Here is a 25,298-nt window from a genome sequence, read left to right as displayed (position 1 = left end):
CGCCACGCCGCGCGGGACAGCAGGAATCGCCGGCAGCTCAGTCGAGCTGGTGCCCTTCGGACGTGCCCAGTAGTTCGGCGGCCGCCGGAGCCAATTCCTTCCGGTGCAGGAATGGATGCGCGAACACCGCGGCCAGGATCACCAGCACGCCCGCGTAGAACCAGCCATCCAGCTGCCGCTGCTCGCCCAGCAGCAGCATCGCCAGCACGATGGCATAGACCGGTTCCAGGTTGGTGATCATCTGCATCGCGAAGGCGGTGACATGGCGCAGCGCCACCAGCACCAGCGTAAACGGCAGCAGGGTGCAGCCGAACGACAACGCCAGCAGCAGCCATGCATCGTGCGCGTCCGGCCATGGAAACGCCGGCCCGGTGTGCGGCAGCAGCGGCGCCAGCAGGCTGAGGAACAGCGCGCCGGTGCCCAGCTCGATGCAGGTCACCGTGAGCGGATCGCCATTGCCGGCCAGGCGCTTGTTGAGCGAGCCGAACAGCGCCACGAACAACGCCGACAGCACGCCTACCGCAAGGCCGGCACGCATATGTCCCGGCACGCCGCCAGCTACCATTGCCACGCCTGGCACGACCGCCATGGCGACCAGCAGCTCGCGCGGGTCGAAGCGCCGACCTGCCAGCCACGGTTCGATCAAGGCCAGAAACGCAGGCCCCAGTGCAATGCAGGTTGCGCCGACCGATGCGTTGGCGAGTTTGATGGCTGCGTAGAACGACAGCCAATGCAGCGCGACCAGCACGCCGATGCCTGCATAGGCCAGGCGCAGTTTCATCGGCATGGCGCGCAGGCCGCGCCATACCGGCGGCATCAACAGCAGTGCGCCGGCCACCAGCACCATGCGCCACCACACCAGCGCCATCGCCGGCAACGTGATCAGCTTGCCCAGGATGGCGGTGAAGCCCCAAAGCAGCACGCAAAAATGGATTTGCAGACGGGCCTTGGTGACGGGCTGCATGGCAGGACGCATGGATGAGGAACACGCATTCTAGCCGTTTCGTGCGCGCCGCTTGCGCTGGTAGCGAAATGAGCGTGCCCGCGCGCCGCGATGGCGGTAAAGGCCATCGCTATGTGCCTGCCGGAAAGCAAGCCGATGGATTCCCGGCCGGGACTGGCGACCTTGATGGGGCGTCCATGGCATGCTACCCAGGCAATGTCCCAAGGAGCGGTCATGTCGCGTCATTACGCCGGCAGGGTGCGGTCAGGCCGGAACGAGCCGCTACCCGAGCCATCGACTCTGCGCGAGCGCCTGACGGCTTTGCGCAATGTGCCGCCATTCCTGCTCAGCATCTGGCGGACCAGCCGCTGGCTGGCGATAGCCAGCGTGGTATTGCGCCTGTTGCGCGCGGTGTTGCCGGTGGCGACCTTGTACGTCGGCAAGCTGATCATCGACGAAGTTACGCACTTGCTGCGCGCCGGGGGCGTCCATGAAGGCGTGGCGGCATGGTTCGGCAACGGCATGCTGCATCATCTGTGGATGCTGCTGGCGCTGGAATTCACGCTGGCAGTGAGTGCGGACCTGCTCGGGCGCGTCGCCGCCATGTGCGATGCATTGCTCACCGAGCTCTATTCCAACAGCACCAGCGTGCGCTTGATGGAACACGCCGCTTCGCTGGACCTGGAGGATTTCGAAGACGCCGACCTGCAGGACCGCCTGGATCGCGCCCGCCGCCAGGTGGCCGGCCGCAGCATGCTGCTCTCGCAACTGCTGGGCCAGATGCAGGACAGCATCACCATCGTCAGCTTCGCCGTCGGCCTGCTGGTGTATGCGCCATGGTTGATCGTGCTGCTGCTGGTAGCGCTGGTGCCATCGTTTGCCGGCGAAATGCATTTCAACGCGCAAAGCTACGCCGTGAATTTCCAATGGACACCGGAGCGCCGCGAGCTGGATTACCTGCGCATGGTCGGCGCCAGCGCGCAGACCGCCAAGGAAGTGAAAAGCTTCGGGCTTAACCGATTCCTGATCGACCGTTACGCCGAACTTTCGCAGTCGATCTATCGCGCCAACCGGCGCGTGGCGTTCCGGCGCGCCGGCTGGGGCGGCGTGTTCACCACCATCGGCACGATCGGCTACTACGCCGCTTACGCAATGGTCGCGTTCCGCACGGTGCGGGGCGATTTCAGCATTGGCGACCTGACCTTCCTGGCCGCTTCCTTCCGGCGTTTGCGCAACTTGCTCGAAAGCCTGCTGACCGGTTTTTCGCAGGTGGCGGGGCAAGCCATGTACCTGGATGACCTGTTTTCGTTCTTCCGCATCCAGCCGGAAATTTTGTCGCCGGCGAACCCGCGTCCCTTTCCGGCGTCGCTGCGCGAAGGCATCGCTTTCGAGGATGTCGGCTTTCGCTACCCGGGCGCCGAACGCTGGGCCGTGCGCCATCTCACGTTCACCTTGCGCGCGGGCGAAGTGCTGGCGTTGGTCGGCGAGAACGGCGCCGGCAAGACCACGCTGGTGAAATTGCTCTCGCGCCTCTACGACCCGGACGAAGGCCGCATCCTGCTCGACGGCCATCCGCTGGCCGAATACGACCTGGCCCAATTGCGCGCGCATATCGGGGTGATCTTCCAGGATTACGTGCGCTACTACTTCACGGCATCGGACAACATTGCCGTCGGCCGTATCGAAGCGCGCGACGACGATGCCCGCATCGCCGACGCCGCCCGCCGGAGCATTGCCGATGCGGTGATCGCGCGCCTGCCCAAAGGTTACGCGCAGATGCTCGGCAAGTTCTTCAAGGAGGGCATCGATTTGTCCGGCGGTGAGTGGCAGAAGATCGCCATCGCCCGCGCCTATATGCGCGATGCGCAATTGCTGGTGCTGGACGAACCCACGTCGGCGCTCGATGCGCGATCGGAATTCGAGGTGTTCCAGCGCTTCAAGGAGCTTTCCTCCGGGCGCAGCGCGGTCATCATCTCGCACCGCTTTTCCACCGTGCGCATGGCCGACCGCATCATCGTGATGCGGCATGGGCAGATCAGCGAGATCGGCAGCCACGAACAATTGCTCGCCGCGGATGGGCATTATGCGGAGCTGTTCGAGCTGCAGGCCGCGGGATATCGGTAATGCTCCGGATGCGCCGGGAAGCGGCGTAACGCGACATCACTCCACGACTTTCTTCTTCACCCCTGGCGGTGGCGGCGCATTGCGCATGTCCGTCAGCACCTGCTGGCAGGTATTGGTGGCGTGCTGGTCATGGCTGGGCACGATCACCGCCAGCAACGCGGCCAGTGGCGCGGCCACCACGCCCAGCGCCACCGCGCCGCCGCCGCGCAGCAGCAACGGGCCCGGTTGTACGCCCACGTCCGGATTCTTCATGGTGCCTTTGACATAAAGCGGCGAGCGCAGCGAAAAGATGCGCAGGCCCTTGGTGTGCGGCACCACGTCCAGGTCCAGGTGCTCATCGGAAAAATTGATCGTGCCGGTGACGTTGATGGTAGCGTCAGCGGTATCCAGCACGAACAGCCTGCTGGTGAACAGGCCGTCGGTGCCGACCAGATCGGTCGCGGCGCAATTGATCTGCACGGTCTTGTCGCCGAACAGTTTGCCGAGCACCACGTTGGCGACATTCAGGCCGGCGGTTTCGAGCAGCGTCTTGCTGATCACGCCATCGTTCATCAGCAGCTTCAATTCGCCGTTGGCATCGCCCAGCAAGGCGGCTACGGAGTTGCCGTTGGCGCTCAATCCCGCGTCGCCGTTGATTTCGCCGAAGCTGGTTTGCATGGATTTTACGGTCGGGAACAACTTTTTGAGTTGCAGATGGCGGGCGCGCAGGTCCATCGCGGTATGCATCGGCTGCTTGCTGCCATCGATGCTCAGGCGGCCAGCGATCGTGCCGCCGGCCACGCTCGTCGTCAGCGGGTCAAGCCGCAACACGCCGTTGTCCAGATAAATGTGCGTGCTCAATGTATCGATGGGCATCGAGGCGGGATGTTCGATGCGTGCCGCGTCGAAGGTTACATCGGCATCCATGGCGCGCATGCGATCGGTATGGAACTGCTCCACCGGCAACGCCTTGTTTGACGGCTGCGGCGTGGTGTCGCCGCGCTGTTGTTTCTGTGCCTGGCTGTCCGCGCCGATCAGCGGAGCGAGGTCAACGAAGCGCAATAGCTGCGAATGCAGATCGCCGCTCAGTTTCGGACGCGCGCCGCCAGTCAGCACCAGCAGGTTGCCGCCCAGGTCGCTTTCGCCCACCCGTCCTTTGAAATTGCGATAACTGAAGCGGCTGCCTTGCGCATGCAATTCCGCCGATAGATGGCCTTCGGTTGCGTAGGGCGGCGTGTCGGGCAAGGTGATGCCGAGGATCGGATACAGCTTCGCCATGCTGCTGCCGGCAAACCACACACGCAGGTCCAGCGCACCCAGATGCATCGGATCGGTCAGCGTGCCGACCAACGCGATCTTGCTGTCGCCGATATGCATGCGCGCCTGCACCGGGAAAGGCTGGTCGGCCTGCTGCAGGGCCAGCACGCCGCCGATGTTTCCCTGGCCGGTCACCGGCGCTCCCTGATAACTGCCGTGGGCGGCCCAGGCGAATTGATAGCTACTGTGCCTGGCGTTGGCCGAGTCGTCGGGCTTGGTCTTGTCGGAGTCAGCCACCTTGCCGACGTCATGGCCTACGTCGTTGCGCGCATTCGTGGTGGCCTGCGCCACGATCTGATCATAGGGAATTGCCCGCCGCAGCGGAGTGACGGTCACGTGCAACTGCAAGTTGCTCTTGGCGTCGTCCAGCGCAATCTGGCCCCGGTCGAAACCGATGGCGCCAAGGTTGAGCTTCCAGCTCGACGGCGTGGCGCTCTGCGGCAGGTTGAACAACCAGTTGGCCTGGCCGCTGGCGGTGCGTTCCAGATCGATCCGGGCGCCAGTCAGCTGCACCCTGGGCACGTCGACGTGGTGGATCAGCAGCGGAAGCGGGGCCAGCCGCAGTTGCAGCGCGTCGAGCTGGGCAAATTGCGGCTGGTGAGTCCACGACGGATTGCCAATGCGGATATCGCGCGCGGTGAAGGTGGGCCAGGGCAGCAAGCCGCGCCAGCCGTGTTCGGCCGGCTCGCGCCGCCATGCCGCCGAAAGGTTGCCCTGGATCACGAACGGCCGGCCGATTTCCGCGCTGACCTTATCGTCGATATAGGGCTTGAGCCGATTCCAGTCGAACAACACGATGAACAGTATCACCGCGATGACCAGTACCAGCAGCACGCCTGCGATCCAAGCCAGTATCTTGTGGCTGCGCTTCATCATCCTTAGCCTTCGCTGCGCGCCGGCCGCATGCGACCGGCATCGCGTCCAAAGAAACTATGTTGCAGGCGAAGAGGATGTATATACCTGCCGCACCGCTCAGGGCGGATTCATGCGATCAAGCCTGTGGCGGCGTTTGCCCATGGCCTGCTCAAGGCTTGGCCGCCAGCGTGCGTGTCGGTATATCGATACTGCACAGGTCGATTTTTCCGGCCGGTACGGTATAGAACGTGTCGCGGCGATTGCGCTTGGCCTCGACAATGGCCGCGAAGGTGGCGCTGTCAGTCCGCAGCACTTGCAACGGCTCGCGTTGCGCCGGCGGCAGGTCCGCGGCCAGCTTTACCGAAAGGATTGGAACGCGCTGTTCTGCCTTGTCATAGAACCCGAGCGCGCCGGTACCGCGCGGCAGTCCGGATAGGTAAGGCATGCCTTCGATAACGCGGCCGGCAATCGCCAGATTGCGATCCAGCCCGCGTGGCGCCTGGCCGATGACGACATACAGGGAGCTGCCGTTGCCGCTATCGGGCGGCACGTTGCGCGCCACGCCGACCATGCCGTAGCAATGCGTCAGCCATTCGCGGCCGCTGGATGGATCGCGTGCGGCTGGAAAACCTTCGCTGAAACCCACCTTCGGCGCGTAGACGTCGCCGTCGGGCAGTGGCGTCCACGGCAGGCGCGGATCGATCGTGCGCGTGTATTCCGGAGGCAGCGTGGCTTTCGCGCTGCCTAGCGGCTTGAGCTTGCTCGTGTCGCCGCTGTCATCGTCGTTGGGATCGCCCCACTGCGTTACGAAATTATCCTGCACGCGAATGATCGCCAACCCGTCGAAATAATGCTCGCGCGCCAGCGTGCGGATATTGGCCGCATGCAGCGGCGTGAAATCCGGCGCCAGTTCGATCACCACGCGCCCCTGCGGCAGTTGCATGTAGAGCAGGTTGGACGGATCGGGGGTACGCCACTCTTCCGGCTTCGAGGCGGCGAGCAGTTCCTTGGCGGTTGGTGTCGGCTTTGGCGTATCGGCCAAGGCGGGCAAGGCGAGCAGGCCGAGCGCAACGGCCAGCGCTGCCGGCAGATGAGGCAGGTGCATGGAAGTCCCCTTATCGACAAAATCGTCATCAACGTTAGCAGAGCCCAACTGCACATGGCAGTGCGTCCGCCTGGGCTTTAGAAGCTGCGCTGGGCCGTCAATCACCCGGCAGCGTGATGGATGAGGTCACCGGCCCTTCACGCGCCTGCAGCGGTGCCGATCCTAGCTTGAAAACACAGGCTCGCTTGTGCGGCAACGACGCCGGGCGCCCTGATTACTTGATCGAGCGACCATGCCGGAGGACTTCATGAGCAAAATCACCTACAACGACAAATCCTACGACTTCAACGAAATTCGCGACCAGCTGGACCCCAGCTTGCTTGAAGAACTGGAAGACAACAAGTTCGGTAGCGACCAGGATTTCTTTGAGTCGTACCTGGTTCGCCATCACGAAAAATACAACGAGCAGTTCGAGGTGCGTTGATCACAACGCGCCGCCGCGAGGCTGCTATGCGCGCAGCAGGCCAGCTGCGTCGCGCCCAGGTGAACGCAAGCCCGCCCTGCGGCGACGCCAGCGAGACAGCGGCTGCATTAGCTTGACCCGCTTACGACGCGGAGTATCAAGACCTTGAACGAGCTATTGAAAGGCCGTATCGCGGTAGTCACCGGTGCGGCGCGCGGGATTGGGCGGGCAGGCGCCATCGCGCTGGCGCAGGCCGGCGCCGACGTGGTGGGCATCGATATCGCGGCGCGGGTCAGCGACATCCTGGACTTCGCGCCGGCGACGCCCGAACAGCTCGCCGATACCGGCAAGCACGTGCAAGCGTGCGGACGGCGTTGGCTTTCGCATATCGTCGACCAGCGCAATATCGATGCGTTGCGTGCGGTGGCGCAGTCCATCGAGCAACAATGGGGCGGCATCGACATTCTGTTTGCGAACGCCGGCATCCAGGCATTCAAGCCGATCCTGGCGATGGAAGATGCCGACTGGCATGACCAGATCGATGTCAATCTCAGCGGTACCGCCAACGTGTTGCGCGTGTTCGCGCCGATGCTGGTAAAGCGTGGCGGTGGCCGCATCATCGTTACCTCGTCGACGCAGGGACAGCACGGAACCAAATCCGGCGCTTCGTATTCGGCTTCCAAATGGGGTCTGCTTGGCTTGATGAAATCAGCGGCGCTGGAACTGGGCGAGCATCACATCACGGTCAACGCGCTGATTCCGGGCTTGATCAACACCGCGCTCACCCGGCACGAAGACCGCTACGCGCAGGCGCTGCAGGAAGGCGGCAAGCAGCCTTCCGGCGATGTAGCCAAGGACGAACAGGCTGCAATCAAGGCCATGGAAGCCAAGACCCCGCTCGGCGTGCCGTGGATCGAACCGGAAGACGTTGCGCCTGCGGTCGTCTTCCTCGCTTCGGATGCCGCCAGGATGATTACCGGCACCACGCTCGCCGTTACCGGCGGCGATAGCGCGCATGGCGTCGCCTGATCCTGCCAATCCGCCGGCACCGCAGAAGCAAGCCCTGTTGTACGCGCTGGGAGTCGCCCTGCTGGCCGTCGCCGGCTGGGTGGATGCGGTGGGCTTCGTGCACTGGGGCGGTACGTTCTCTTCCTTCATGAGCGGAAACACCACCCATCTGGGTGTCGCCGTAACGCAGGGGCAGGGCGCAGCGATAGAAAAGCTTTTCGGCGTGATGGCAGCATTCGTGGCAGGGGTCATCACCGGAGAAAGCCTGCGGGCACTTGCCGGCCGCTGGCATCGCACCGCAGTGCTGGCATGGGAAGCGCTTGTGCTTGCGGTGGCGACAGCGCTGGCCTTTCGCTCTGACGGCACGGTCATCCTGTTACTGCTCAGTTTTGCGATGGGTACGCAGAACGCCGTGATCCACCGCGCCGAAGGCATCGGCATCGCCTTGACCTATGTCACCGGAACGCTAGTGCATCTGGGGCGCGTATTGGCCTCGACGCTGGCCGGCGGGGGCGATTGGAACGAGGTGTTCAAGTACGCGGGCCTTTGGCTGGCACTCGCCGCTGGCGCATTTGCCGGTGGCTTCACCGCCGGCAAGAGCGCGCCACTTGCGATCGCGGTGGCTTGCGGCCTGTTGCTCGTCTTTCTCATTATCTCCATCATGCTCGGACCAAGCGCCGGGCCGGGCAGGGGCGCCTCGGATTGAACGCCAGGCGCCAGCGGATCGTGATCGTCGGAGCCGGTTTCGGCGGGCTCGAAGCTGCCCGCAACCTGGGCCATGAAGCGGTTGATATCACGGTTATCGATCGCAGCAATCATCATGTCTTCCAGCCGCTGCTTTACCAGGTAGCGGGCGCCGCGCTGGATATCTCGCAGATTGCGTGGCCGATAAGGCATCTGCTCTCACGTTGGAGCCAGGTCGCCGTGCTGATGGCGGAGGCATGCGGCATCGACAGTGTCGCCAAGGCAGTGCTGCTTACCGATGGCAGCCGTATTCCCTACGACACGCTGATCATCGCGACCGGCGCCACGCACGCTTATTTCGGCCATGACGAATGGGCCCGTTATGCGCCAGGGCTGAAAACATTGGGCGACGCGCTGTCGATACGGCAGCATCTTTTGACGGTGTTCGAGCAAGCCGAACGGGAGGCCGACGCGGCACGGCGGCAGGTGTTGCAGACCATCGTGGTCGTCGGAGGCGGCGCCACCGGCGTCGAACTGGCGTGCACCATCGCCGAGCTGGCGCATGACGACATGCCCGACGATTTTCGCCGCGTGGATACGCGCAAGGCGCGCATCGTCGTGGTCGAGGCCGCTTCGCGGCTGCTCGCCGGCTTTCCCGAGTCGCTTGCTGCCTACGTGCGCCAGGCCATGGAGCACCTGGGCATCACCGTACTGCTCGAGCATGCGGTAACCGAATGCCGCGCCGAAGGCGTGGTGTGCAACGACCACCTGATCGAAGCCGGCGCGATTTTCTGGGCGGCCGGGGTGCGTGCATCGCCGGCCGCCGAATGGTTGCATGCATCCGCCGACAAAGCCGGTCGCGTCAAGGTGCGACACGACCTGAGCGTGCCGGAACATCCCGAGATCTTCGTGATCGGCGACACCGCCTTGCTCGAACAGCAAGACGGCAAGCCGGTGCCGGGCCTGGCCGCGGCCGCCAAGCAACAAGGGCGTTACGTCGCCCGTCTGATCAAGGCGCGCCTGCGTGCGCAGCCTCCGCCATCCGAATTCCGCTATCGCAATTACGGCAATCTCGCCACGGTCGGCAAGCACAATGCCGTGGTGGATTTCGGACGGCTGCGCTTGCATGGGTGGTTCGCGTGGATGATATGGGCCATCGTGCATATCTATTTTCTGATCGGCGCTCGCAATCGCGTCATGGTCGCGCTCAATTGGTTGTGGCTCTACGTGAAAGGCGAGCGTGCCGCGCGCATCATCCTCAGCCGCAAAAGCTGAGCCATGAGCGTACATGCGCCTGTGCGGGCGCTGGCGCGGTCGTGATCGCAGGACAGGCGAATATTTCCCGGCCTACTCACACGCGCCCGACTAAGGTACGGACCTCGCCCGTCACGGGAAATGCGCCACGAGAGCACGGTCATGCTGGCAACCACCTATCGTCGTCCTTACAAGGTGCGCGCAACGCACGTACCCGATCCAGTGATCGAGCATCCGGGCGATGCCATCGTGCGCGTTACGCGATCATGCATCTGCGGTTCGGACCTGCACCTTTACCATGGTTTGGTGCCTGACACGCGCGTGGGATCGATCTTCGGCCACGAGTTCACCGGCATCGTGCAGGAAGTCGGTACTTCAGTACGCAACCTCAAGGTTGGCGACCATGTGCTGGTGCCTTTCAATATTGCCTGCGGCGCGTGCTTCTATTGCCAGCGCGGGCTATACAGCAATTGCGACAACAGCAATCCGCAAGCCACCGCGGTTGGCGGCATCTTCGGTTATTCGCACACGGCCGGTGGCTACGACGGTGGCCAGGCTGAATATGTGCGCGTACCGTTCGCGGATATCGGGCCGACCGTGATCCCGCCGGATATCCATATCGAAGATGCGGTGCTGCTGACCGATGTCGTACCCACCGGCTACCAGGCCGCGGAAATGGGCGACATCAAGGAAAACGATACGGTGCTGGTGTTCGGCGCCGGCCCGATCGGCCTGCTCGCCGCGCGCTGCGCGTGGCTGATGGGCGCGGGCCGTGTGATCGTGGTCGACCAGGTCGAATATCGGCTGGACTTCGCCGCACGCTTCGCACAGTGCGAGACCATCGATTTCCGCAGTGTCGGGGACATGGCCGTGCACATCAAGAAAATCACCGATGGCCTTGGCGCTGACGTGTGCGTCGATGCGGTCGGCGCGGAAGCCGATGGCAGCATGCTGCAGCGGCTCACCGGCGTGCAGCTCAAGCTGCAGGCGGGCGCGGCGACTGCGCTGCATTGGGCAATCAACTGCGTGCGCAAGGGCGGCCGTGTTTCCATCGTTGGCGTCTACGGCCCTACATTCAACGCGGTGCCAATTGGCAATGCGCTCAACAAAGGCCTTACGCTGCGCATGAACCAGGCCAACGTGAAGCGGCATCTGCCGCGATTGATCGAACACGTGCGGGCCGGCCGGCTGAAGCCGCGCGAGATCATTACCCACCGCGTGCCGCTGCAAGAGGTCGATGAGGCCTATCACCTGTTCTCGGCCAAGAAAGACCATTGCATCAAGGTCATGCTGATTCCGCCCGGTGCGGAGTCGACAGCCACTGCGCATTGAGGACACACCATGCCAGGCGATCATCCGAACATTCCCGACTGGGGCGCCGACCTCGACCATGAAAACCGGCCTGGCGTGCCCATGGAGCGCCTGCCTCCGCAAGCCGACCGCGAGCCGCCGGAACAGCAGGCATGCACCGTGGAAATCCTGCATTCCATTGAACGCGAAGGCATCACGCCGGTATTCGGTACCAGCGTACCGCCGCGTGGCTGCAGCGGGCGCATCCGGCGCGTCGCGTTTCGCCATAGCGAAAATGACGTGCGCCACTGGATGCTTCTGCTGCTGGCCGATCGCGTGAACGTGATCGAAGGCATGGCGCGGGAGGTACGTACCTCGCCACGTGTGCGTACCGCCGCGATTGTCGGCGCATGTGCGATCGCCGCCTGCTGGGGCTTCAAGCACGGGCACAAGCGAAGGTCGAGATAACAGGGCGGTTGCCATGAGCCGCGGCCAGGCGCACGAATTCCAGTTCGAGCAAGCGACGCTGCTGGTCGTCGACCTGATCAGCGACTATGCATTTCCCGATGGCGAAGCGTTGGCCAAGCATGCGCGATGCATCGCGCGGGCAGTCACCAAGCTGGCCGTGCGTTTTCGAGAACATGAGCGGCCCGTCATCTACGTCAACGACAATTACGGGCGCTGGCGCTCGAATTTCAACGAATGGGTCAATTGGGCACAGGCAAGTACGACGGGACACGACATCGTCGCAACCGTGCAACCGCATCCGGATGATTATTTCGTATTAAAGCCGCGTCATTCGGCCTTCTACGAGACACCCTTGCCGAGCCTGCTGGAAAGCTGCATATCGGCAGTGTGGCGATCGCCGGCGTCGCTGGCGATTCCTGTGTCCTGTATTCGGCCTTGGAAGCATAGCCGCAAACTTGGCGTGTGGGCTCCCGAAGATGGGGCCGCTTCGGTCAGCAATGGGCGCAACGAACGCGCGATCGCCTGTATCCGTGAATCCATGGAAGGCGCCACGGCGCCAATCGATCATCACTAGTGGTTCCAGGACTAGTGGTTCCAGGCTTGGCCGCGCCGGCGTGGCCGGCGCGGCGATCCATGTCGATCACCGCTGTTAGCGATCGTTCTTGTGGCTCTGCTGTCCAGCCTTGGCGTGCTGCTCCGGACTTCCGCCACGTGAGTTGCCCGGGGAGGACGAGCCCGACGACGCGCTCTTGGATGGCGTGTTCTTGTGGCTCTGCTCGCCTGCTTTCACGTGTTGCTCGTGGCTGGCATGATCGCCGCCACCGCTGCTCTTGTTGGTCGATACCATTTTGCTATCTCCGATCACTAAAAAGACATAATTTGCATCGCGCAAAAGCGATGCCTTGCAAGCATCGCGTTTTGCGTATCGTCTTGCGATGAAGGAAGGATCAGTTCGACCTACACGCTGATGAATGTTCATCCATAAGACATAAATCAATCGCGGCGCTATATTGATTCGGTCTTCGAAACAAAACTAATCATGTTGTGCGCTTTATCGGCTGAAAATGCGCAGGCGAACGCTTGAGTCGTCCAAATTTCCGGATCGATGCTTCAAGATCGATAACATCGATCTAACGCAACGTCATGGCTTTCAGTAATGGCCGTTGCGTGGTGCAAAAACATCGTGCAGCGCATCGGCATGCCGTTGTCCGTAGGACGAGTCAGGCCTGTTCCGATTCATCGAGCGCATCGACGCGATCAGGATAGAACGCCAGATGGCTTGCGATAGGCGCCACTGCTTCGTAGGGATGCTCATAGCTCCACGCGGCGTTGATCGCACGCTCGCCGCCGGCGGGAATGCTGTAATAGGCGCACTCGCCTTTGTAAGGACAATAGGTGGCATGGTCGGTCCGTTCGAGCAGTGACATGTCCACATCGTCCAGGGGAATGTAGCGAACCGCTGGATAGCTGGCTTCTTTGAGGATCAGCGCGCGGCGCGAATCGGCGATCACTTGCCCGGCCACTGTCACCACGATACGCCGTGTGCTGCGCTCGATGGTGATGGGATGGTCCGGGCCGGGTATCTTGACCGTCCTGCCGGCATTGCGGTCTTCGTGAGCCATGGTCGTCTCTCCTGGCTATGGGCGATGATGAGCGCTTGCGGCGCTATGGTGATCAAGCCGCATTTCGTGTCTTCGCAGGTGGCCAATCGTAGCGGAAGGTAGTCAGGCAGTGGGTAGCGGTACTGCCGTACATGGATAACTTGTAGTAACGCTGGCCGTAACTCGGGGAAGTGTCGCCAATGCGCGAACGCGAGCAACTGGAAACGCCGTGGGGCATACTGGCCGGGTCTCGCCCGTCATGAGCGCAGGCAGGCCGGACCACAAGACCGTAGCGGACAGGGGCACAGGTGGCGAATCTCAACTTTAGCTGTGTCGCATGCGGCAAATGCTGCCATGACTTGCGCCTGCCACTGACGCGCAACGAAGCGATCGACTGGATAGCCCGCGGCGACACAGTCGAACTGCTGTGCGAGGCATTGCCTTGGCTGGAAGAGCCAGAACCTTCCAACCTGCATGCCTTGCACAAACGCCGGCGTTCGTTCGCGAGCATGAGTGGCAACCTGCGCATTCGCGTGATCGTGATCCTTACCGCCATCTACGTCGGGCCATGCCCAAATCTGGACGAGGATTTCCGCTGCAGGATTTATGCGACCCGGCCGCACGTCTGCCGTGTCTATCCGGCCGAAATCAATCCGCTCATCGCATTGGCGCCGGCAAACAAGCTGTGTCCGCCCGAAGCGTGGGTATCATCAGTGCCACTGGTGCGTGACGATCAAGTGGTGGAGCCGGAGGCCAAGCTGCATATCGCCTTGTCGCGCGACGAGGACGAGCACGAAGCACTCTTCAAGCAACGGCTGTGTGCTGAATTGGGCATTGGCAGCGCAGGACTTTCAAACGAAGGTTTCGCCATCCATGCGCCGGCTGCCGAGCTGCTGCTCAAGGCCTTGCGCAATGAGGCGCGCGCCGAGCATCAAAGCAATCCCTCCTGGACTATCGTGTCGAACCAGGCAGCCACCGTTGATGCCCTGCGTGCCGCCGGTGCCGATTCCGCGTTGAGTTCCAACACTTCTACCGGATCGAGCCGCTACGTGGGGTTTCGTGCCGATGCGGCAGTTGCCGGCAAGGCCGGCTCATAGGTGACGTACATGGCCGCTTCGACAGCTTAAAAGTTACACGGATTGCGCTGCCTGCAAGGAACGGCGCGGTTTGCTTACTTCACGCTGACGATACGAGTGAATCGGTAAACCGGACGTAACCGTTCTGTATTAAATGTGATCTCGCCGTGAATAGCTTCGATATCACCATCCTGCGGTTCTTCAACCAGTTTGCGTTCCGCTGGCCTATGTTCGATTACATGACCATGGGCATCGAGAAATTCTATTTCACGCGCGGGCTTGGCCTTATCTGTTTGCTATGGTGGATCTGGTTTCGCCGCGGACCTACCATGCGCCGCGATCGGGAGATCGTCGCGGCCACCACCGTTGCAACCTTCGTCGCGCTGTTCGTCGGGAGGTTGCTGGCGCACTATCTCCCTTTCCGCGTTCGTCCATTTGCGAATCCGGCGCTGATGATGCATTTTCCTTCGGACACCACCAAGGTGCCGCTTGTGCGCACGTGGAGTTCGTTTCCCAGCGATCACGCGATGATGTGGTGCGCGGTGGCGATGGGCATTTACCTGGCGTCGCGCCGGCTTGGCATCATTGCTTTCGTGTTCGCCATCGCGTTCATCTGCCTGCCGCGGATTTATCTCGGGCTGCATTACCCCACGGATGTGCTGGTCGGTGGCGTTCTGGGCGTGGTCATTTGCCTGATATTGAATCGCGACGCCATTCGGCGGCGTATCGCGGCGCCCGTATTGGATTGGTCCGTCAGGTACGAGGGCGTCTTCCACGTTGCGATTTTCTTGTTGAGCTTCGAGCTGGCGAGCCAGTTCGACGAGCTGCGCAGGTTGAGTGCGTTTCTCTGGAAGTCCATGTAAGCATCTCAAAGCCACAGCCGAGACCCGGCGAAGCCGGACTTGTTTCGCCTTGGCCATGCTCACCACGTGGCAAATATGCCGGCGTTGGCGCAAGCGACGTTTCAAAGATGCCTATGACGCCTTCGGTGATTCCAGTCCGCCCAAAGTTGCCGTGGGGCGACTGCTTACTGTCCGGCAGGCGGTTGCCACAGTTCCACCTTGTTTCCTTCCGGATCGATGACCCAGGCGAACTTTCCATAGTCGGATTCGTCGATCTTCTCGAGCACGTTGCAACCTTCCTCCCGCAAGGCCTTGATCAACCCATGCAGGTCTTCCACCCGATAGTTGACCATGAAGGATGCGCTGCTGGGAGCGAACTGGTTGCCTTCCTCCGGACCGACAGACCATACGGTTGTTCCAGCGACCGGCTTGCCGTCACCGTCGGTCCAGGCGAACGCCGCGCCGCCCCACGCTTGCACATCGATTCCCAGGTGGCGCTTGTACCAGGCCTGTAGCGCCGGAGCGTCTTTGGCCTTGAAGAAGATGCCGCCAATGCCAGTGACTCGCTTCATGGGACCTCCAATATGGGTGGGTGGCGCGATGAGGACGCTTCAACCGTCTCCTGCACCAATGCCGAGTAGCTTCGTACCGGTTCTTGAAGACGGAGTTTGCTCCCAACAGGCTAAACGGGGCCGTTAATTAGGAAGTCCATACTCGCACACCAGCCATCGATGGATGCCCGGATCGATCCGGCTACGGTCCAGTCGCCCAAGCGAATAATGCTGGCAAAACCTTTGTAATGCTTGATCGCTCACTAGCGTATCCACCAGTTTAAGCGTGCCGCGTGCTACGCCCTGGCGCACGCCTTCGATGCGGTGACCCAACAGCTGGGCCGCTTCCTTCCAACAGTAGCATTGATCCGGCTGGATGGTGATCGAGGCCGTGCCGTCCCGGGCCACGCCTTCATTGACATACGAATCGCGCGCGCGATAAGCCAGCAACGACGTACCGGTGATATGGGCATCGCGCACCCGCACCGCATGTTCGGCAATCCAGCGCCTCAACGTGATCCGCCCCACATGCAAAGTGCGGGTGAGTCGACGCGCTGACCACAGCCCTTCGACCTTTGCGCTCAGACCCTGCGCACCCAGGCGCCATCGGATTGCTTTCCTCGAACGTCCTAAGGCATGCGCCATCTTTGCGACGGGCTGTTGTTCGGCCATCGCGGCAAAATGCGCTTGTTCGGCGGCGGTCCAGCGCCGTCGTGGCGAGACGCTCGCTGGAGATTTTACGAGCCAACCTTGCCGACGAGCGAATCGCGTGATGACGTGTCCGGGCAAGTCGGGATAACGAGATCGAACTGCACAAAAAGCTTCGCGTTTACATTTGCCGCCGCGGCGATAGCCTTCGTGAAGCTGTTCGATCAATTCCGCCGGCCAGGCGTCCGGCGTCGGACGTACAACGGCAGCATGTTCGCGCAACCAACGCAAGCGCTGCCAACACTGCGCGCGTGTCAGTGCGGGGCATGCCTCCATCACGCGATCAATGGACCTGTGTACTCCCTGGCGACCCTGTGCCGCTCCGGTTCGCAAGCACTGGTCAACCGCTGTCGTCCACGCTGCGGCTGCCGGCAGTTGATGCTGCCTCAGATGCGCCGCGCACGCTGCAACCGAGGTCAGCCGCATACATCTGTGCGGCGCCATTACGCAGACCACGCAAATGACTTGGCCATAGTCTTTATCCTCGCAGGCATAGGCTTGCGCGCTCAACAGCCACGCATCATGGAACCATCCCGTTGCTCAGCATTCTCTCGTCGCCGATCTGTCAGCCGATGTGCGCCATCTTTCTCGACTGACCGCGATCACTGGAGCCGAATTCGCGAAGAAGTGGTTTTTACGCCGATCGGAATTATCGGTGCGTGAAAGTCGAAAAGACTTCTTCGGCACTGATCAATGTGCGTAATGAAAATAACCGTATGTGTCCCCGATTACGGTCGATAGCTTCCAGGCTAAACAAGACTCTGTTCCACGGGCGAGAGTCCGGCGGCGCCCGTAGAGCAGGCGAGGCGCCGCCGAATTTGAGCACTGTGTTCGCCTTTGCAGCTGTCAGCCAGGTGACGCGCCGGACAGAATGTCCGGCTGTAGATGCTATTCGTTCCTGGCAAACCAGGTGCTCCCGCACCAGGTGCAAGTTGCATCCTTAGAATCTACGACCCCATGGTTGCGCCTATTTTCCGTCCGCGAGCGCAATTGCGTTGTTCAGGACGGCGATCTGTCCATTTAAGTAGACGATTGCAAGGGGATAGTCTCCCAAAGTGATCAATGACGCAGTCGCAGCGTTTTCACCGATGGATGTAGTGATATCAAGAGTAATTTGGATCACGTTCGGCAGATCCGCTGCGGTACAGATTGCCTGCGCTCCCACTTCATTCGCGTTCATCCCGGCAGCGTTAACGAGGGCCTCCGTTCCGTTGCCCTGTTCTAAATTCGTAATCGTAATTGTCGCATTGTTTACTGCGGCTTGAAGGGCATCCGTACATGGGCCCGGAGTTGCGGCTGATGCGGCAAAGGAGATGGCGGACAATGCAAGTAAAATGGATAACGTGGCAAGTTGGCGAATTTTCATGGACATTCTCCTCGTGGACGTTGGTTGGATGACCATTTAGCCGTCGCAGGCTCCCTGCGCGGTAATGCGTGATCTGACAACCGGAATGGGACCGGGGATAGTTAGGTCTCCGTCATGTCGCCGGAGTAGAACTGCCGCAAAAATCGATCCCGCCGCCCTTCCGGGGACGTATCGTGCTGTGGGGCTGCTCATGGCGCGCTATGCCATGCGCGAATTGTCCGCGCAACACATTGAAAAAAACGGTGGAATAAAAAAATAGCAAGTCGCGCAATGACTGGTTACTCAAGTGAATGCCATGCGTAACTATTCATCCGCTCTTGTTGATCCAGGGCAATGCACGAAGTTGGAACGCATCTGAACCTTTGTGCATTCAATTTGCCAGGTCTTGCGGATCATCCTGAAGGCATTGCGCCCAACCTGGATTTCAAACTTGATAAGTTCGCCATGCGCGAAGCCTGCTCATGTGAATTTCAACCCGCATTCGCACGTCACGTCACAACAACACATCCAGGTACGGTTATTCTTCAATTAATGCATGGGCGTTGCAGTGAATTCGAGGAATAGGCCTTGCGCCTGGTGTGGCCAGGAGCATACGTGGCCAGACGCTGCGAACCAACGGGGCGTGCAAGTAAGGCTGCGACGGATTCCAGTCACGGCTTGCCGGTAGCGCCGAAGCTGTTGCAGCGGAACTTCCATGCGGATCGAGCCAACCAGGCATAGGTCAGCGACATACGTATATCGCAACCGATGAAGTTGGTTGTGCAGGCGGCGGCGCTGGATCCGTAGTCGCGCATCAGGTGATGGGATGGCATGCGTCCGAGCGCATGATCGTCATGCTGGTGTGCAAGGCGCTGTGCATGGCCGTCTTCGCGCTTCACCGTTCGATGGCGTCAGCGTGCACTCCGATCGCGTCAGCCAGTGTTGCTCGCACGAAAGATCGCGAATTATTTTATTTGATATGCATCATTTCATATGCTTTTTATGATGCCATAACGTTTCACACGCTATACCGTGCATCCGCTGGTTGTGCAGCATACGCAACAAGCATGGAGGTGGTCGTGTGCTATCACTGGATTGACATAAGTCGCAATGAAACTGTCGATGCGTTGCTTGAAGACATTGAATCCAGTTCATTGCTGCATCAGCGCCTGACCGGGAAAGTCCATTACGTGAAAGGCAGTACGACAGGCGTCAATGTCGGCATTATCACTGCCGATGAAAGGAAAGCGGCGCCTGCGGATCTACTTGCAGGATTTATGCATCGATGCATGTCCTTTCATCCACATCTTCATGGTGGATTGAGGCAATCGCTTCACATACGCGCAAGAATCGTTTCGCGATATCGATAAACCGCTTTAAACCATCTCGCCAGAGGTGCATGGCATGCCAGGTTAACTTCTGGTGTGGGCGTGCGCATCTTTCTCGAAAACGTGGAGACTGTCATGCCGACACTTTGTTGCCCAGCGGTCGCCGTGCCCGAATACACGATCAGCCTTAAGGAGACACTGGCTCTGGCGCGGATACTGCATGCAAGTCATGAACAACTTCCGTTGGTACTCAGACTCATCGGCAATACCAAGGTAGATCGGCGTCATCTGGTGCAACCCATCGAGGAAACCTTGCGCCATCCTGGCCTGGAAACGCGCAACCTTATTTACGTGCGCGAAGCGAAGGCGCGTATTCCGGCAGTTGTCCAGAAGGCATTGGCCAATGCGCGACTTGTCGCAGATCAGATCGACGCGATTATCTTTGTATCTTGCACGGGCTTTACGATGCCATCGTTGATTGCATGGATGATCAACGAGCTCGGCTTCCGCAGTGATACGCGCCAACTCCCTATTTCACAGCTTGGCTGCGCTGCGGGCGGGACTGCGATCAACCGGGCCCACGATTTTTGTCTGGCCTATCCGGGCGCGAATGTGCTCATCGTGGCATGCGAATTCTGCTCGCTCTGCTATCAGCCCACCGATCTTGGCGTTGGCAACCTTCTTTCCAACGGATTGTTCGGGGATGCGGTGGCGGCAGCCGTAGTACGCGGCGTGGGGGGCGCCGGCATTCATCTGGTGAGCAATGGAACACGCCTTGTGCCCGGTACCGAAGACTGGATTTCGTATGCCGTCAAATCAACGGGCTTTCATTTCTGCCTGGACAAGCGGGTGCCTGGAACGATGGAGCAACTGGCTCCGGAACTTCGGTCGGTTTCCGGTCAATGCGGATGGGACGCAGGGGAGCTGGATTTCTACATCATCCACGCCGGAGGCCCGCGCATTCTTGATGACCTCTCGCATTTCCTTGGCGTGGTGCCCGAGATGTTTGCGTACAGCAGGGCGACCTTGACCGAGTACGGAAATATAGCTTCGTGCGTCGTACTGGATGCGGCGCGCCGCATGTTCGAGGCCGGCGCTGTGCATGAGGGCGCACGCGGAATCATTGCCGGTTTCGGACCCGGAATTACCGCGGAGGTCACGCTTGGAAAATGGACGAACCTGGTTTCAACACCGGTCGCAAAGACCAGAATTTACCCTGAGGAGGTCATGGCATGATCGCTACTCAACCCCAAGCCGCCAGCAAGCCATTTGCGTTAGGCGGTGATCTGATCGTCAACCGCCTTGGTTATGGCGCGATGCACCTGACTGGCTACGGCATGTGGGGTCCGCCGGCGGACCCGGAGCACGCCATCCGCGTGCTGCGCCATGCAGTACACGATCTTGGCGTCAACTTCATCGACACCGCTGATTCCTACGGCCCTGGCGATAACGAGGAAATCATACGCAAGGCCTTGCATCCGTACCCCAACGATCTGGTGATTTCAACCAAGGGTGGCATGCTGCGTAGCGGTCCCCATGACTGGATTCATGGCGCCCCTGGCGCACCTTACATAGAACCGATCAATTATCCGAAATACTTGCGTCAACAGGTAGAGATGAGCCTTCGCCGGCTGGGTTTGGAACGAATTAGCCTCTATCAACTGCACAGCATTGATCCGCTGGTACCCCTTTCCGAATCACTCGGCGAGCTGGTGCGCTTGCAGAAGGAAGGGAAGATTCATCATATCGGCCTGTCCAATCAACCGGGCGTAAGTATCGAACAGCTGGTTGAGGCACGCCGTACTGCCAAAATTGTCGCCATCGAAAATCTCTACAACATTGCCGATCGTGCCGATGAAGAAACGCTGCGTTATGTCGAGAAGCACGGCATTGCCTTCATCCCATGGTTCCCGCTAGGGCATGGCGGCCTCGTAGGGCGCGACAGCCCATTGGGGCCGATTGCCGACCGATACGGTGTGACGCCTTCGCAGCTCGCACTGGCCTGGTTGCTGCAGCATTCTCCGAATACGGTGCTGATACCTGGCACTACTTCGCTGGAACATCTCGATCAGAATGCGCGCGCGGCAAGCATAGAGTTCAACCGCGCGGAAATGGCTGCAATCATCGATGCGGTAAGCCGGGCAAGCATGCCGGTTTGGCGGCCTGATCGAAAACCGGAACTCCAGATGGCAGCCGTGTCCTGAGCGAGGAGTAACGATCATGCCAGCCTTGCACGCCAATGTCGAAACGCTGCGCGCCGTCTATGCCGATTTGAGATGCATCGACAGGTATGTCGATGATGATGTCGTGTTGCATACCGCCGATCGCGGCGCCTCAGGTGGTCCCGCATTTGTCATCGGGAAAAAGGCCGTGCTCGAAAAGGAGCTCGACCTGATTCGTTTGACCAACGGCAGCCTTGTCATGGACGTCCAACATATCACCGCGAACGAATACTTCGGTGCCGTGATCGGCACGCTGAGAGCACGCAGCGGCAACGAGAGCATCGGCATGCCTTTCTGCGGCTTGTGGCGATTCCGCGATGGACGAATCATCGAGCATTGGGAAAATGCCTACGATGCCTCGGCCCTGGGCCGATTCCTCATGGGCGATATTTCACCGGGCCTTATTTGGCTCGATGGCCGGAACACAAGCCTGTCCGCAACAAATAGCGGGATGAGTCATTGAGGTAAATCTCCTTTTCGACATGGGGAGAGCAGGTTGGCCAGAGTGAGTCTTGTAGATCATCTGACCCTGTTCCCCGGGGTTGCACCAGCTTGCCCGATGGCACGTCATGTCCGTTCGCCTTCGGGCAGGTTTCCAGGTTCCGCTCGACAGCTTTGCGAGCATCATTTATTCGAGGCGTTCATCATGAATACTGGCGACTTCAAGATATTGCAGAGCCAATTCAAACGAGATGGATTACTGGACCCCATTAACCTGTATGGTGTCCTCATGGTTACCTTCGAACTTACCTTGTCTGTCCTGCTTGTTTATGGACTGACCCTGGTTAATCGCTGGAGCGCCAGTTTCTGGCTCCTTGAACTGGCATCCGGCGTGGTCATTTTCCGCTGGTTTGCGATTCTCCATGAGTGCGGACACAAGACTTTATTTACCAGCCAGACCTGGAACGCATTGACCGGTCACCTTGCGAGTATTTTCTGCCTTGTCCCCTATTATCCATGGCGCAATATCCATCTCACGCACCATCGCTGGGTTGGCGTGGTGGACAAGGATCCAACCCAGAGTCATTTGCTCAGTCTGTATCACGCTCCCGCAGCCAAGCTCGGATTGATCCGTGCGACATGGAAGCTGTGGATACCCTTGACCATCTCGAAGTTCTTCTACGGGATATTCTGGGCCTACCCAGTGGAACGATATCGTGCCCGTGACTTCCACAACGCCCGGATTGGATTGTTTTCCGATCTGTTTTGCGTATTCACCCACCTCGCAATCATCATGTGGCTGGGATTTTCGGTATACGCATCCTACTTTTTGCCGATGCTGCTCATCTTTCTCTTTGTGACGGAGAACGTGACTTTGCCGCAGCATCTGGAGCTGTTCTCGCATCTTTCAGATACCAACTCGGAACCCATTCCTGTTTCGGCGCAGGACAACATCGCCAGATCAGCGAACATGCCCGAGTGGTTGTCCACCATCCTGGCGATGAACTTCAATCGCCACTCGGAACATCACCTATTTCCGGCCGCCCCCTGGTACCGGTTGAATCGCATACGCAGGTACATGCTTGCGCGCGGGTATGTTCATCCGCACGAGGAACCGTTTCCGTTTTACATGGCAAATCTTCGCAAACGCGATGCCATCTCCGTTTATCGTGACGCGCTACCATGGAGCGGCAAGTCGGCAATCAAGGATGTGTCTCCGTCGTTCCTGCATGCCTCGGGTGGCGAGCGGGACCACGAAGAAATACAAGTCGCCGAGTCGACCTGCCCCAGATAGGGCTTGATGCCGATTTTGTGTAAAAGAGGCTTGAGTCTTTCCAGCAACGACGCAGGGAGCAATTGAAGCGAGCGATCGTGGCGCTACCCGCCGTGCGACCAAAATGGTGACTTGTGCGTACCGTGCACATACGAAGCTTTTGACAGCCAAAGTAAGTGCTGGAGGCTTTGAGAACCGTCCGCCTTCGAAAGCGGACCTTGGATAATGCTCATACCATACCTTCGCGTATCTGCCGATTCGGGGCGTACCTGGCCTGGGAACGCCCGAGCGAACAAAAAAACCACTTGTGGCGGCCAGCAAACTGCCTCCAAAGTCGTGCCCCGCTTTTTCCGGCGGTCGCTTTGTGACACGACCCGACTAGCCCATTAGTAAGCATTGCCGTGTCGCGGCCATCATGTATACACTGTATACATGGCCCGCCTGACGACCCCCGAAAAGATTCTCAAGGCCGCGCGCGTGTTGTTTGAACGCGAAGGCGCCGACGCGGTGACCATGCGTCGCGTCGCCGATGCGGTGGGCATTACGCCCATGGCGATCTATCGCCATTTTCCAAATCGGGACGCGCTGCTGAAAAAGCTCTCCGACGACAGCTTCCAAAGCGTCGCGCACGAATGGAAATCGCGCGCGCGAAGCCGGGACGTGCTAAAGCGGCTGGTCGCGTTAATGGAACCCTATCTGGATTATGCGCTGACGCATCCGCATTTATTCGATCACGCCTTTTCGGTGCGTCGCGACGATGCGCGGCGTTACCCGGAAGATTTTCATGCGCGCCTTTCGCCCACCTTCAATGTCGCACTTGACGCCGTGATCGAAGGCATGGCGAAAGGCTTGTTGAAGCAAGACGACCCGCACGACGTCACGATGACGATCTGGGCGCACCAGCATGGCTTGATTGCGCTCTATCGCGCCGGACGTTTCAGCTATGACGAGGCGCAGTTTCGCGCTTTCTACTTGCAATCCTTGAGGAGGTTGCTCGATGGCATCAAGGCATGATTATTCCGCGCTGCAGGCCTGGTTTGCAGCGACCGCCCTCTCCGCGCTGTGCTGGTGGTTCGGTAGCGGCATACATCCGCACTGGTGGCTGACATGGCTCGCACCGTTGCCCGTGCTATGGCTCGCACCACGGGTTCAAGCGCGCTCGGCCGCCTTCTCGGCTTTTGTCGCGTATACCGCAGGTGCGTTTAGCGTCTGGACTTATCTCCACACGTATATCGGCCTGCCTTGGCTTTTCGATGTGTATGCGATCAGCGCATCGGGCGTCATGTTGATGCTGTGCGTGCTGCTGTATCGGCGATTGCTGCTGCGCGGTCATACGCTGGCCGCCGCACTGGCGGTGCCGACGATGTGGGTCGCCATCGAATACGTCACGAATCTGCGTTCGCCGCACGCCACGTTTTCCAATATCAGCTACACGCAAATGGATGCGCTGGCCGTGATTCAAGTTGCGGCGATAACCGGCATCTGGGGCATCGGTTTTCTGTTGCTGCTGGTGCCCACGGCCATCGCGTTGCAGGCGACGCCGCGCGCTTCCAGACGCAGTCGTGTCACGGTGGCCGTGGTTACAGCTATTTTGCTGGCCGGCACGGTGGCGTATGGCGGCTGGCGACTTCAGGCTCCGGCGACCGGAACGATGCGCATTGGCCTGGTATCGTTGCAAAAGCCGACCCTGGCTGCATTGAGCGAGCCGAAGGGGCAAGCGCTCGAAGCACGTTACATGGAAGCATTCGGTCGTCTCGCCGACGACGGTGCACATATCGTGCTGGCTCCAGAAGGGACATTCGCCACCGCGGATACGGGCATTCCCGCATTTTCTCAAATGTCGAAACAGCGCGATCTGATCGTAGCTTCCGGCGTCGACTTCCACGGCGATCCGCGCGGACATCGCAACATGCTGATGGTGTTTCAACCTGGCGCCACGTCCACGGCCACCTACATCAAACACCATTTGCTCCCCGGCATGGACCCTTTTATACCGGGCGACAACTACACCATGCTTCAAGGCGACCCGCGCATCGGATTGGCGATCTGCAAGGACATGGATTTCCATGACATTGGCGACGCTTATGCCGCGCGCCGCGCGCAACTGTTGCTGGTACCCGCTTCGGATTTTACCGTAGACGGCTGGCTACACAGTCGCATTGCGATCATGCGCGGCGTGGAAAGCGGCTTCGCCGTCGCGCGCGCCGCGCATGCCGGCCGGCTCACGCTCAGCGACGACCGTGGCCGCGTCGTGGCGGAAGCTTCCAGCGAAGCTGGCGATGCCGAATTGGTGGGCGATCTTCCGCTGCGCGAAACGCACACGCTCTATGCGCAATGGGGAGACTGGTTCGCATGGCTGGACTTGATCGCGCTGACGGCATGGCTGGTATTGGCTTTCGTTCCGTACAAGGCGCCGGCAGAAAGCTCCGGTCAAACGCATCCGGTTCGTGCTTGAACAAGTCGGAGTCGGCACGGAACTGG

26 protein-coding genes are annotated in these 25,298 nt (G+C 60.3%); 17 read left to right on the top strand and 9 right to left on the bottom strand.

All coding sequences use genetic code 11. The features are described 5' to 3' along the window. Positions 1 to 37: 37 nt before the first annotated feature. Positions 38 to 964, bottom strand: coding sequence for a DMT family transporter (locus tag ISP15_RS03280; protein ID WP_404545041.1), 927 nt, complete (start codon positions 962 to 964; stop codon positions 38 to 40). A 213-nt stretch (positions 965 to 1,177) separates the two neighbouring features. Here ISP15_RS03280 and ISP15_RS03275 point away from each other — a divergent pair, with 213 nt between their 5' ends. Next, a complete protein-coding gene (locus ISP15_RS03275; protein WP_404545038.1) occupies positions 1,178 to 3,067 on the top strand; it encodes an ABC transporter ATP-binding protein in 1,890 nt (629 codons plus the stop codon). A gap of 36 nt (positions 3,068 to 3,103) precedes the next feature. On the opposite strand, the gene ISP15_RS03270 is transcribed toward ISP15_RS03275, so the two are convergent. After that, positions 3,104 to 5,236 (bottom strand): AsmA family protein, encoded by a 2,133-nt coding sequence (locus ISP15_RS03270; RefSeq protein ID WP_404545035.1) that lies wholly within the window; start codon positions 5,234 to 5,236, stop codon positions 3,104 to 3,106. A 151-nt stretch (positions 5,237 to 5,387) separates the two neighbouring features. Then, on the bottom strand, positions 5,388 to 6,323 hold the full coding sequence (locus tag ISP15_RS03265; RefSeq protein WP_404545031.1) for a peptidylprolyl isomerase: 936 nt from the start codon (positions 6,321 to 6,323) through the stop codon (positions 5,388 to 5,390). 247 nt (positions 6,324 to 6,570) lie between these two features. Here ISP15_RS03265 and ISP15_RS03260 point away from each other — a divergent pair, with 247 nt between their 5' ends. From ISP15_RS03260 to ISP15_RS03230, 7 genes are all read left to right on the top strand, one after another. Next, complete coding sequence (locus ISP15_RS03260) at positions 6,571 to 6,747, top strand: hypothetical protein (protein WP_404545029.1); 177 nt, start codon at positions 6,571 to 6,573, stop codon at positions 6,745 to 6,747. Positions 6,748 to 6,891: 144 nt separating this feature from the next. After that, positions 6,892 to 7,755 (top strand): SDR family oxidoreductase, encoded by an 864-nt coding sequence (locus ISP15_RS03255; RefSeq protein ID WP_404545027.1) that lies wholly within the window; start codon positions 6,892 to 6,894, stop codon positions 7,753 to 7,755. Then, positions 7,742 to 8,440, top strand: a complete 699-nt coding sequence (locus ISP15_RS03250) for a YoaK family protein (protein WP_404545025.1) — start codon at positions 7,742 to 7,744, stop codon at positions 8,438 to 8,440. Before ISP15_RS03255 ends, ISP15_RS03250 begins: the two co-directional genes overlap by 14 nt. Before the next feature lie 20 nt (positions 8,441 to 8,460). Next, positions 8,461 to 9,693, top strand: a complete 1,233-nt coding sequence (locus tag ISP15_RS03245; protein WP_404545023.1) for an NAD(P)/FAD-dependent oxidoreductase — start codon at positions 8,461 to 8,463, stop codon at positions 9,691 to 9,693. Between the two features lie 141 nt (positions 9,694 to 9,834). Beyond that, entirely contained in the window at positions 9,835 to 11,004 is a 1,170-nt protein-coding gene (locus ISP15_RS03240) for a zinc-dependent alcohol dehydrogenase (RefSeq protein ID WP_404545021.1), read from the top strand. A 9-nt stretch (positions 11,005 to 11,013) separates the two neighbouring features. Beyond that, complete coding sequence (locus tag ISP15_RS03235) at positions 11,014 to 11,430, top strand: hypothetical protein (RefSeq protein WP_404545019.1); 417 nt, start codon at positions 11,014 to 11,016, stop codon at positions 11,428 to 11,430. Positions 11,431 to 11,443: 13 nt separating this feature from the next. After that, the gene (locus ISP15_RS03230; RefSeq protein ID WP_404545016.1) at positions 11,444 to 12,004 is read left to right on the top strand and encodes a cysteine hydrolase family protein; all 561 of its coding nucleotides are present in this window, start codon (positions 11,444 to 11,446) and stop codon (positions 12,002 to 12,004) included. A gap of 75 nt (positions 12,005 to 12,079) precedes the next feature. Here the strand turns inward: ISP15_RS03230 and ISP15_RS03225 are convergent, their stop codons facing one another. Beyond that, positions 12,080 to 12,277, bottom strand: a complete 198-nt coding sequence (locus ISP15_RS03225) for a hypothetical protein (protein ID WP_404545014.1) — start codon at positions 12,275 to 12,277, stop codon at positions 12,080 to 12,082. Between the two features lie 373 nt (positions 12,278 to 12,650). Beyond that, entirely contained in the window at positions 12,651 to 13,052 is a 402-nt protein-coding gene (locus ISP15_RS03220) for a DUF427 domain-containing protein (RefSeq protein WP_404545012.1), read from the bottom strand. A 287-nt stretch (positions 13,053 to 13,339) separates the two neighbouring features. Here ISP15_RS03220 and ISP15_RS03215 point away from each other — a divergent pair, with 287 nt between their 5' ends. Then, the gene (locus ISP15_RS03215; RefSeq protein ID WP_404545009.1) at positions 13,340 to 14,128 is read left to right on the top strand and encodes a YkgJ family cysteine cluster protein; all 789 of its coding nucleotides are present in this window, start codon (positions 13,340 to 13,342) and stop codon (positions 14,126 to 14,128) included. 218 nt (positions 14,129 to 14,346) lie between these two features. Then, a complete protein-coding gene (locus tag ISP15_RS03210; protein WP_404545007.1) occupies positions 14,347 to 14,970 on the top strand; it encodes a phosphatase PAP2 family protein in 624 nt (207 codons plus the stop codon). Positions 14,971 to 15,134: 164 nt separating this feature from the next. Here the strand turns inward: ISP15_RS03210 and ISP15_RS03205 are convergent, their stop codons facing one another. From ISP15_RS03205 to ISP15_RS03190, 4 genes are all read right to left on the bottom strand, one after another. Beyond that, entirely contained in the window at positions 15,135 to 15,521 is a 387-nt protein-coding gene (locus tag ISP15_RS03205) for a VOC family protein (protein ID WP_404545003.1), read from the bottom strand. Positions 15,522 to 15,644: 123 nt separating this feature from the next. Beyond that, complete coding sequence (locus ISP15_RS03200) at positions 15,645 to 16,718, bottom strand: hypothetical protein (protein ID WP_404545001.1); 1,074 nt, start codon at positions 16,716 to 16,718, stop codon at positions 15,645 to 15,647. 457 nt (positions 16,719 to 17,175) lie between these two features. Next, a complete protein-coding gene (locus ISP15_RS03195; protein ID WP_404544998.1) occupies positions 17,176 to 17,574 on the bottom strand; it encodes a hypothetical protein in 399 nt (132 codons plus the stop codon). Between the two features lie 650 nt (positions 17,575 to 18,224). Continuing rightward, positions 18,225 to 18,386, bottom strand: coding sequence for a hypothetical protein (locus ISP15_RS03190; RefSeq protein ID WP_404544995.1), 162 nt, complete (start codon positions 18,384 to 18,386; stop codon positions 18,225 to 18,227). 12 nt (positions 18,387 to 18,398) lie between these two features. Here ISP15_RS03190 and ISP15_RS03185 point away from each other — a divergent pair, with 12 nt between their 5' ends. The 7 genes from ISP15_RS03185 to ISP15_RS03155 all read left to right on the top strand — a co-directional run bounded on the left by ISP15_RS03185 (position 18,399) and on the right by ISP15_RS03155 (position 25,272). Beyond that, positions 18,399 to 18,923: a hypothetical protein gene (locus ISP15_RS03185; RefSeq protein WP_404544992.1), complete on the top strand. Its 525-nt coding sequence runs from the start codon at positions 18,399 to 18,401 to the stop codon at positions 18,921 to 18,923. Between the two features lie 60 nt (positions 18,924 to 18,983). Beyond that, entirely contained in the window at positions 18,984 to 20,117 is a 1,134-nt protein-coding gene (locus ISP15_RS03180; RefSeq protein ID WP_404544990.1) for a type III polyketide synthase, read from the top strand. After that, positions 20,114 to 21,085 carry an aldo/keto reductase gene (locus tag ISP15_RS03175; protein WP_404544988.1) on the top strand — a complete coding sequence of 324 codons (972 nt, stop codon included), beginning with the start codon at positions 20,114 to 20,116 and terminating at the stop codon, positions 21,083 to 21,085. The genes ISP15_RS03180 and ISP15_RS03175 overlap by 4 nt, the downstream gene beginning before the upstream one ends. 16 nt (positions 21,086 to 21,101) lie before the next feature. After that, entirely contained in the window at positions 21,102 to 21,566 is a 465-nt protein-coding gene (locus ISP15_RS03170; RefSeq protein ID WP_404544986.1) for a nuclear transport factor 2 family protein, read from the top strand. A 183-nt stretch (positions 21,567 to 21,749) separates the two neighbouring features. Further along, positions 21,750 to 22,838 (top strand): fatty acid desaturase family protein, encoded by a 1,089-nt coding sequence (locus tag ISP15_RS03165; RefSeq protein ID WP_404544983.1) that lies wholly within the window; start codon positions 21,750 to 21,752, stop codon positions 22,836 to 22,838. Between the two features lie 411 nt (positions 22,839 to 23,249). Beyond that, entirely contained in the window at positions 23,250 to 23,831 is a 582-nt protein-coding gene (locus tag ISP15_RS03160) for a TetR/AcrR family transcriptional regulator (RefSeq protein ID WP_404544979.1), read from the top strand. Further along, a complete protein-coding gene (locus ISP15_RS03155) occupies positions 23,815 to 25,272 on the top strand; it encodes a nitrilase-related carbon-nitrogen hydrolase (RefSeq protein WP_404544976.1) in 1,458 nt (485 codons plus the stop codon). The genes ISP15_RS03160 and ISP15_RS03155 overlap by 17 nt, the downstream gene beginning before the upstream one ends. Positions 25,273 to 25,298: the final 26 nt, after the last annotated feature.

The sequence above is a fragment of the Dyella jejuensis genome, assembly GCF_044904675.1.
Taxonomy (GTDB): Bacteria; Pseudomonadota; Gammaproteobacteria; order Xanthomonadales; family Rhodanobacteraceae; genus Dyella_B; species Dyella_B jejuensis.
Note: the sequence above shows the minus strand (reverse complement) of the source record. Positions and strands in the feature narration are given on the sequence as shown.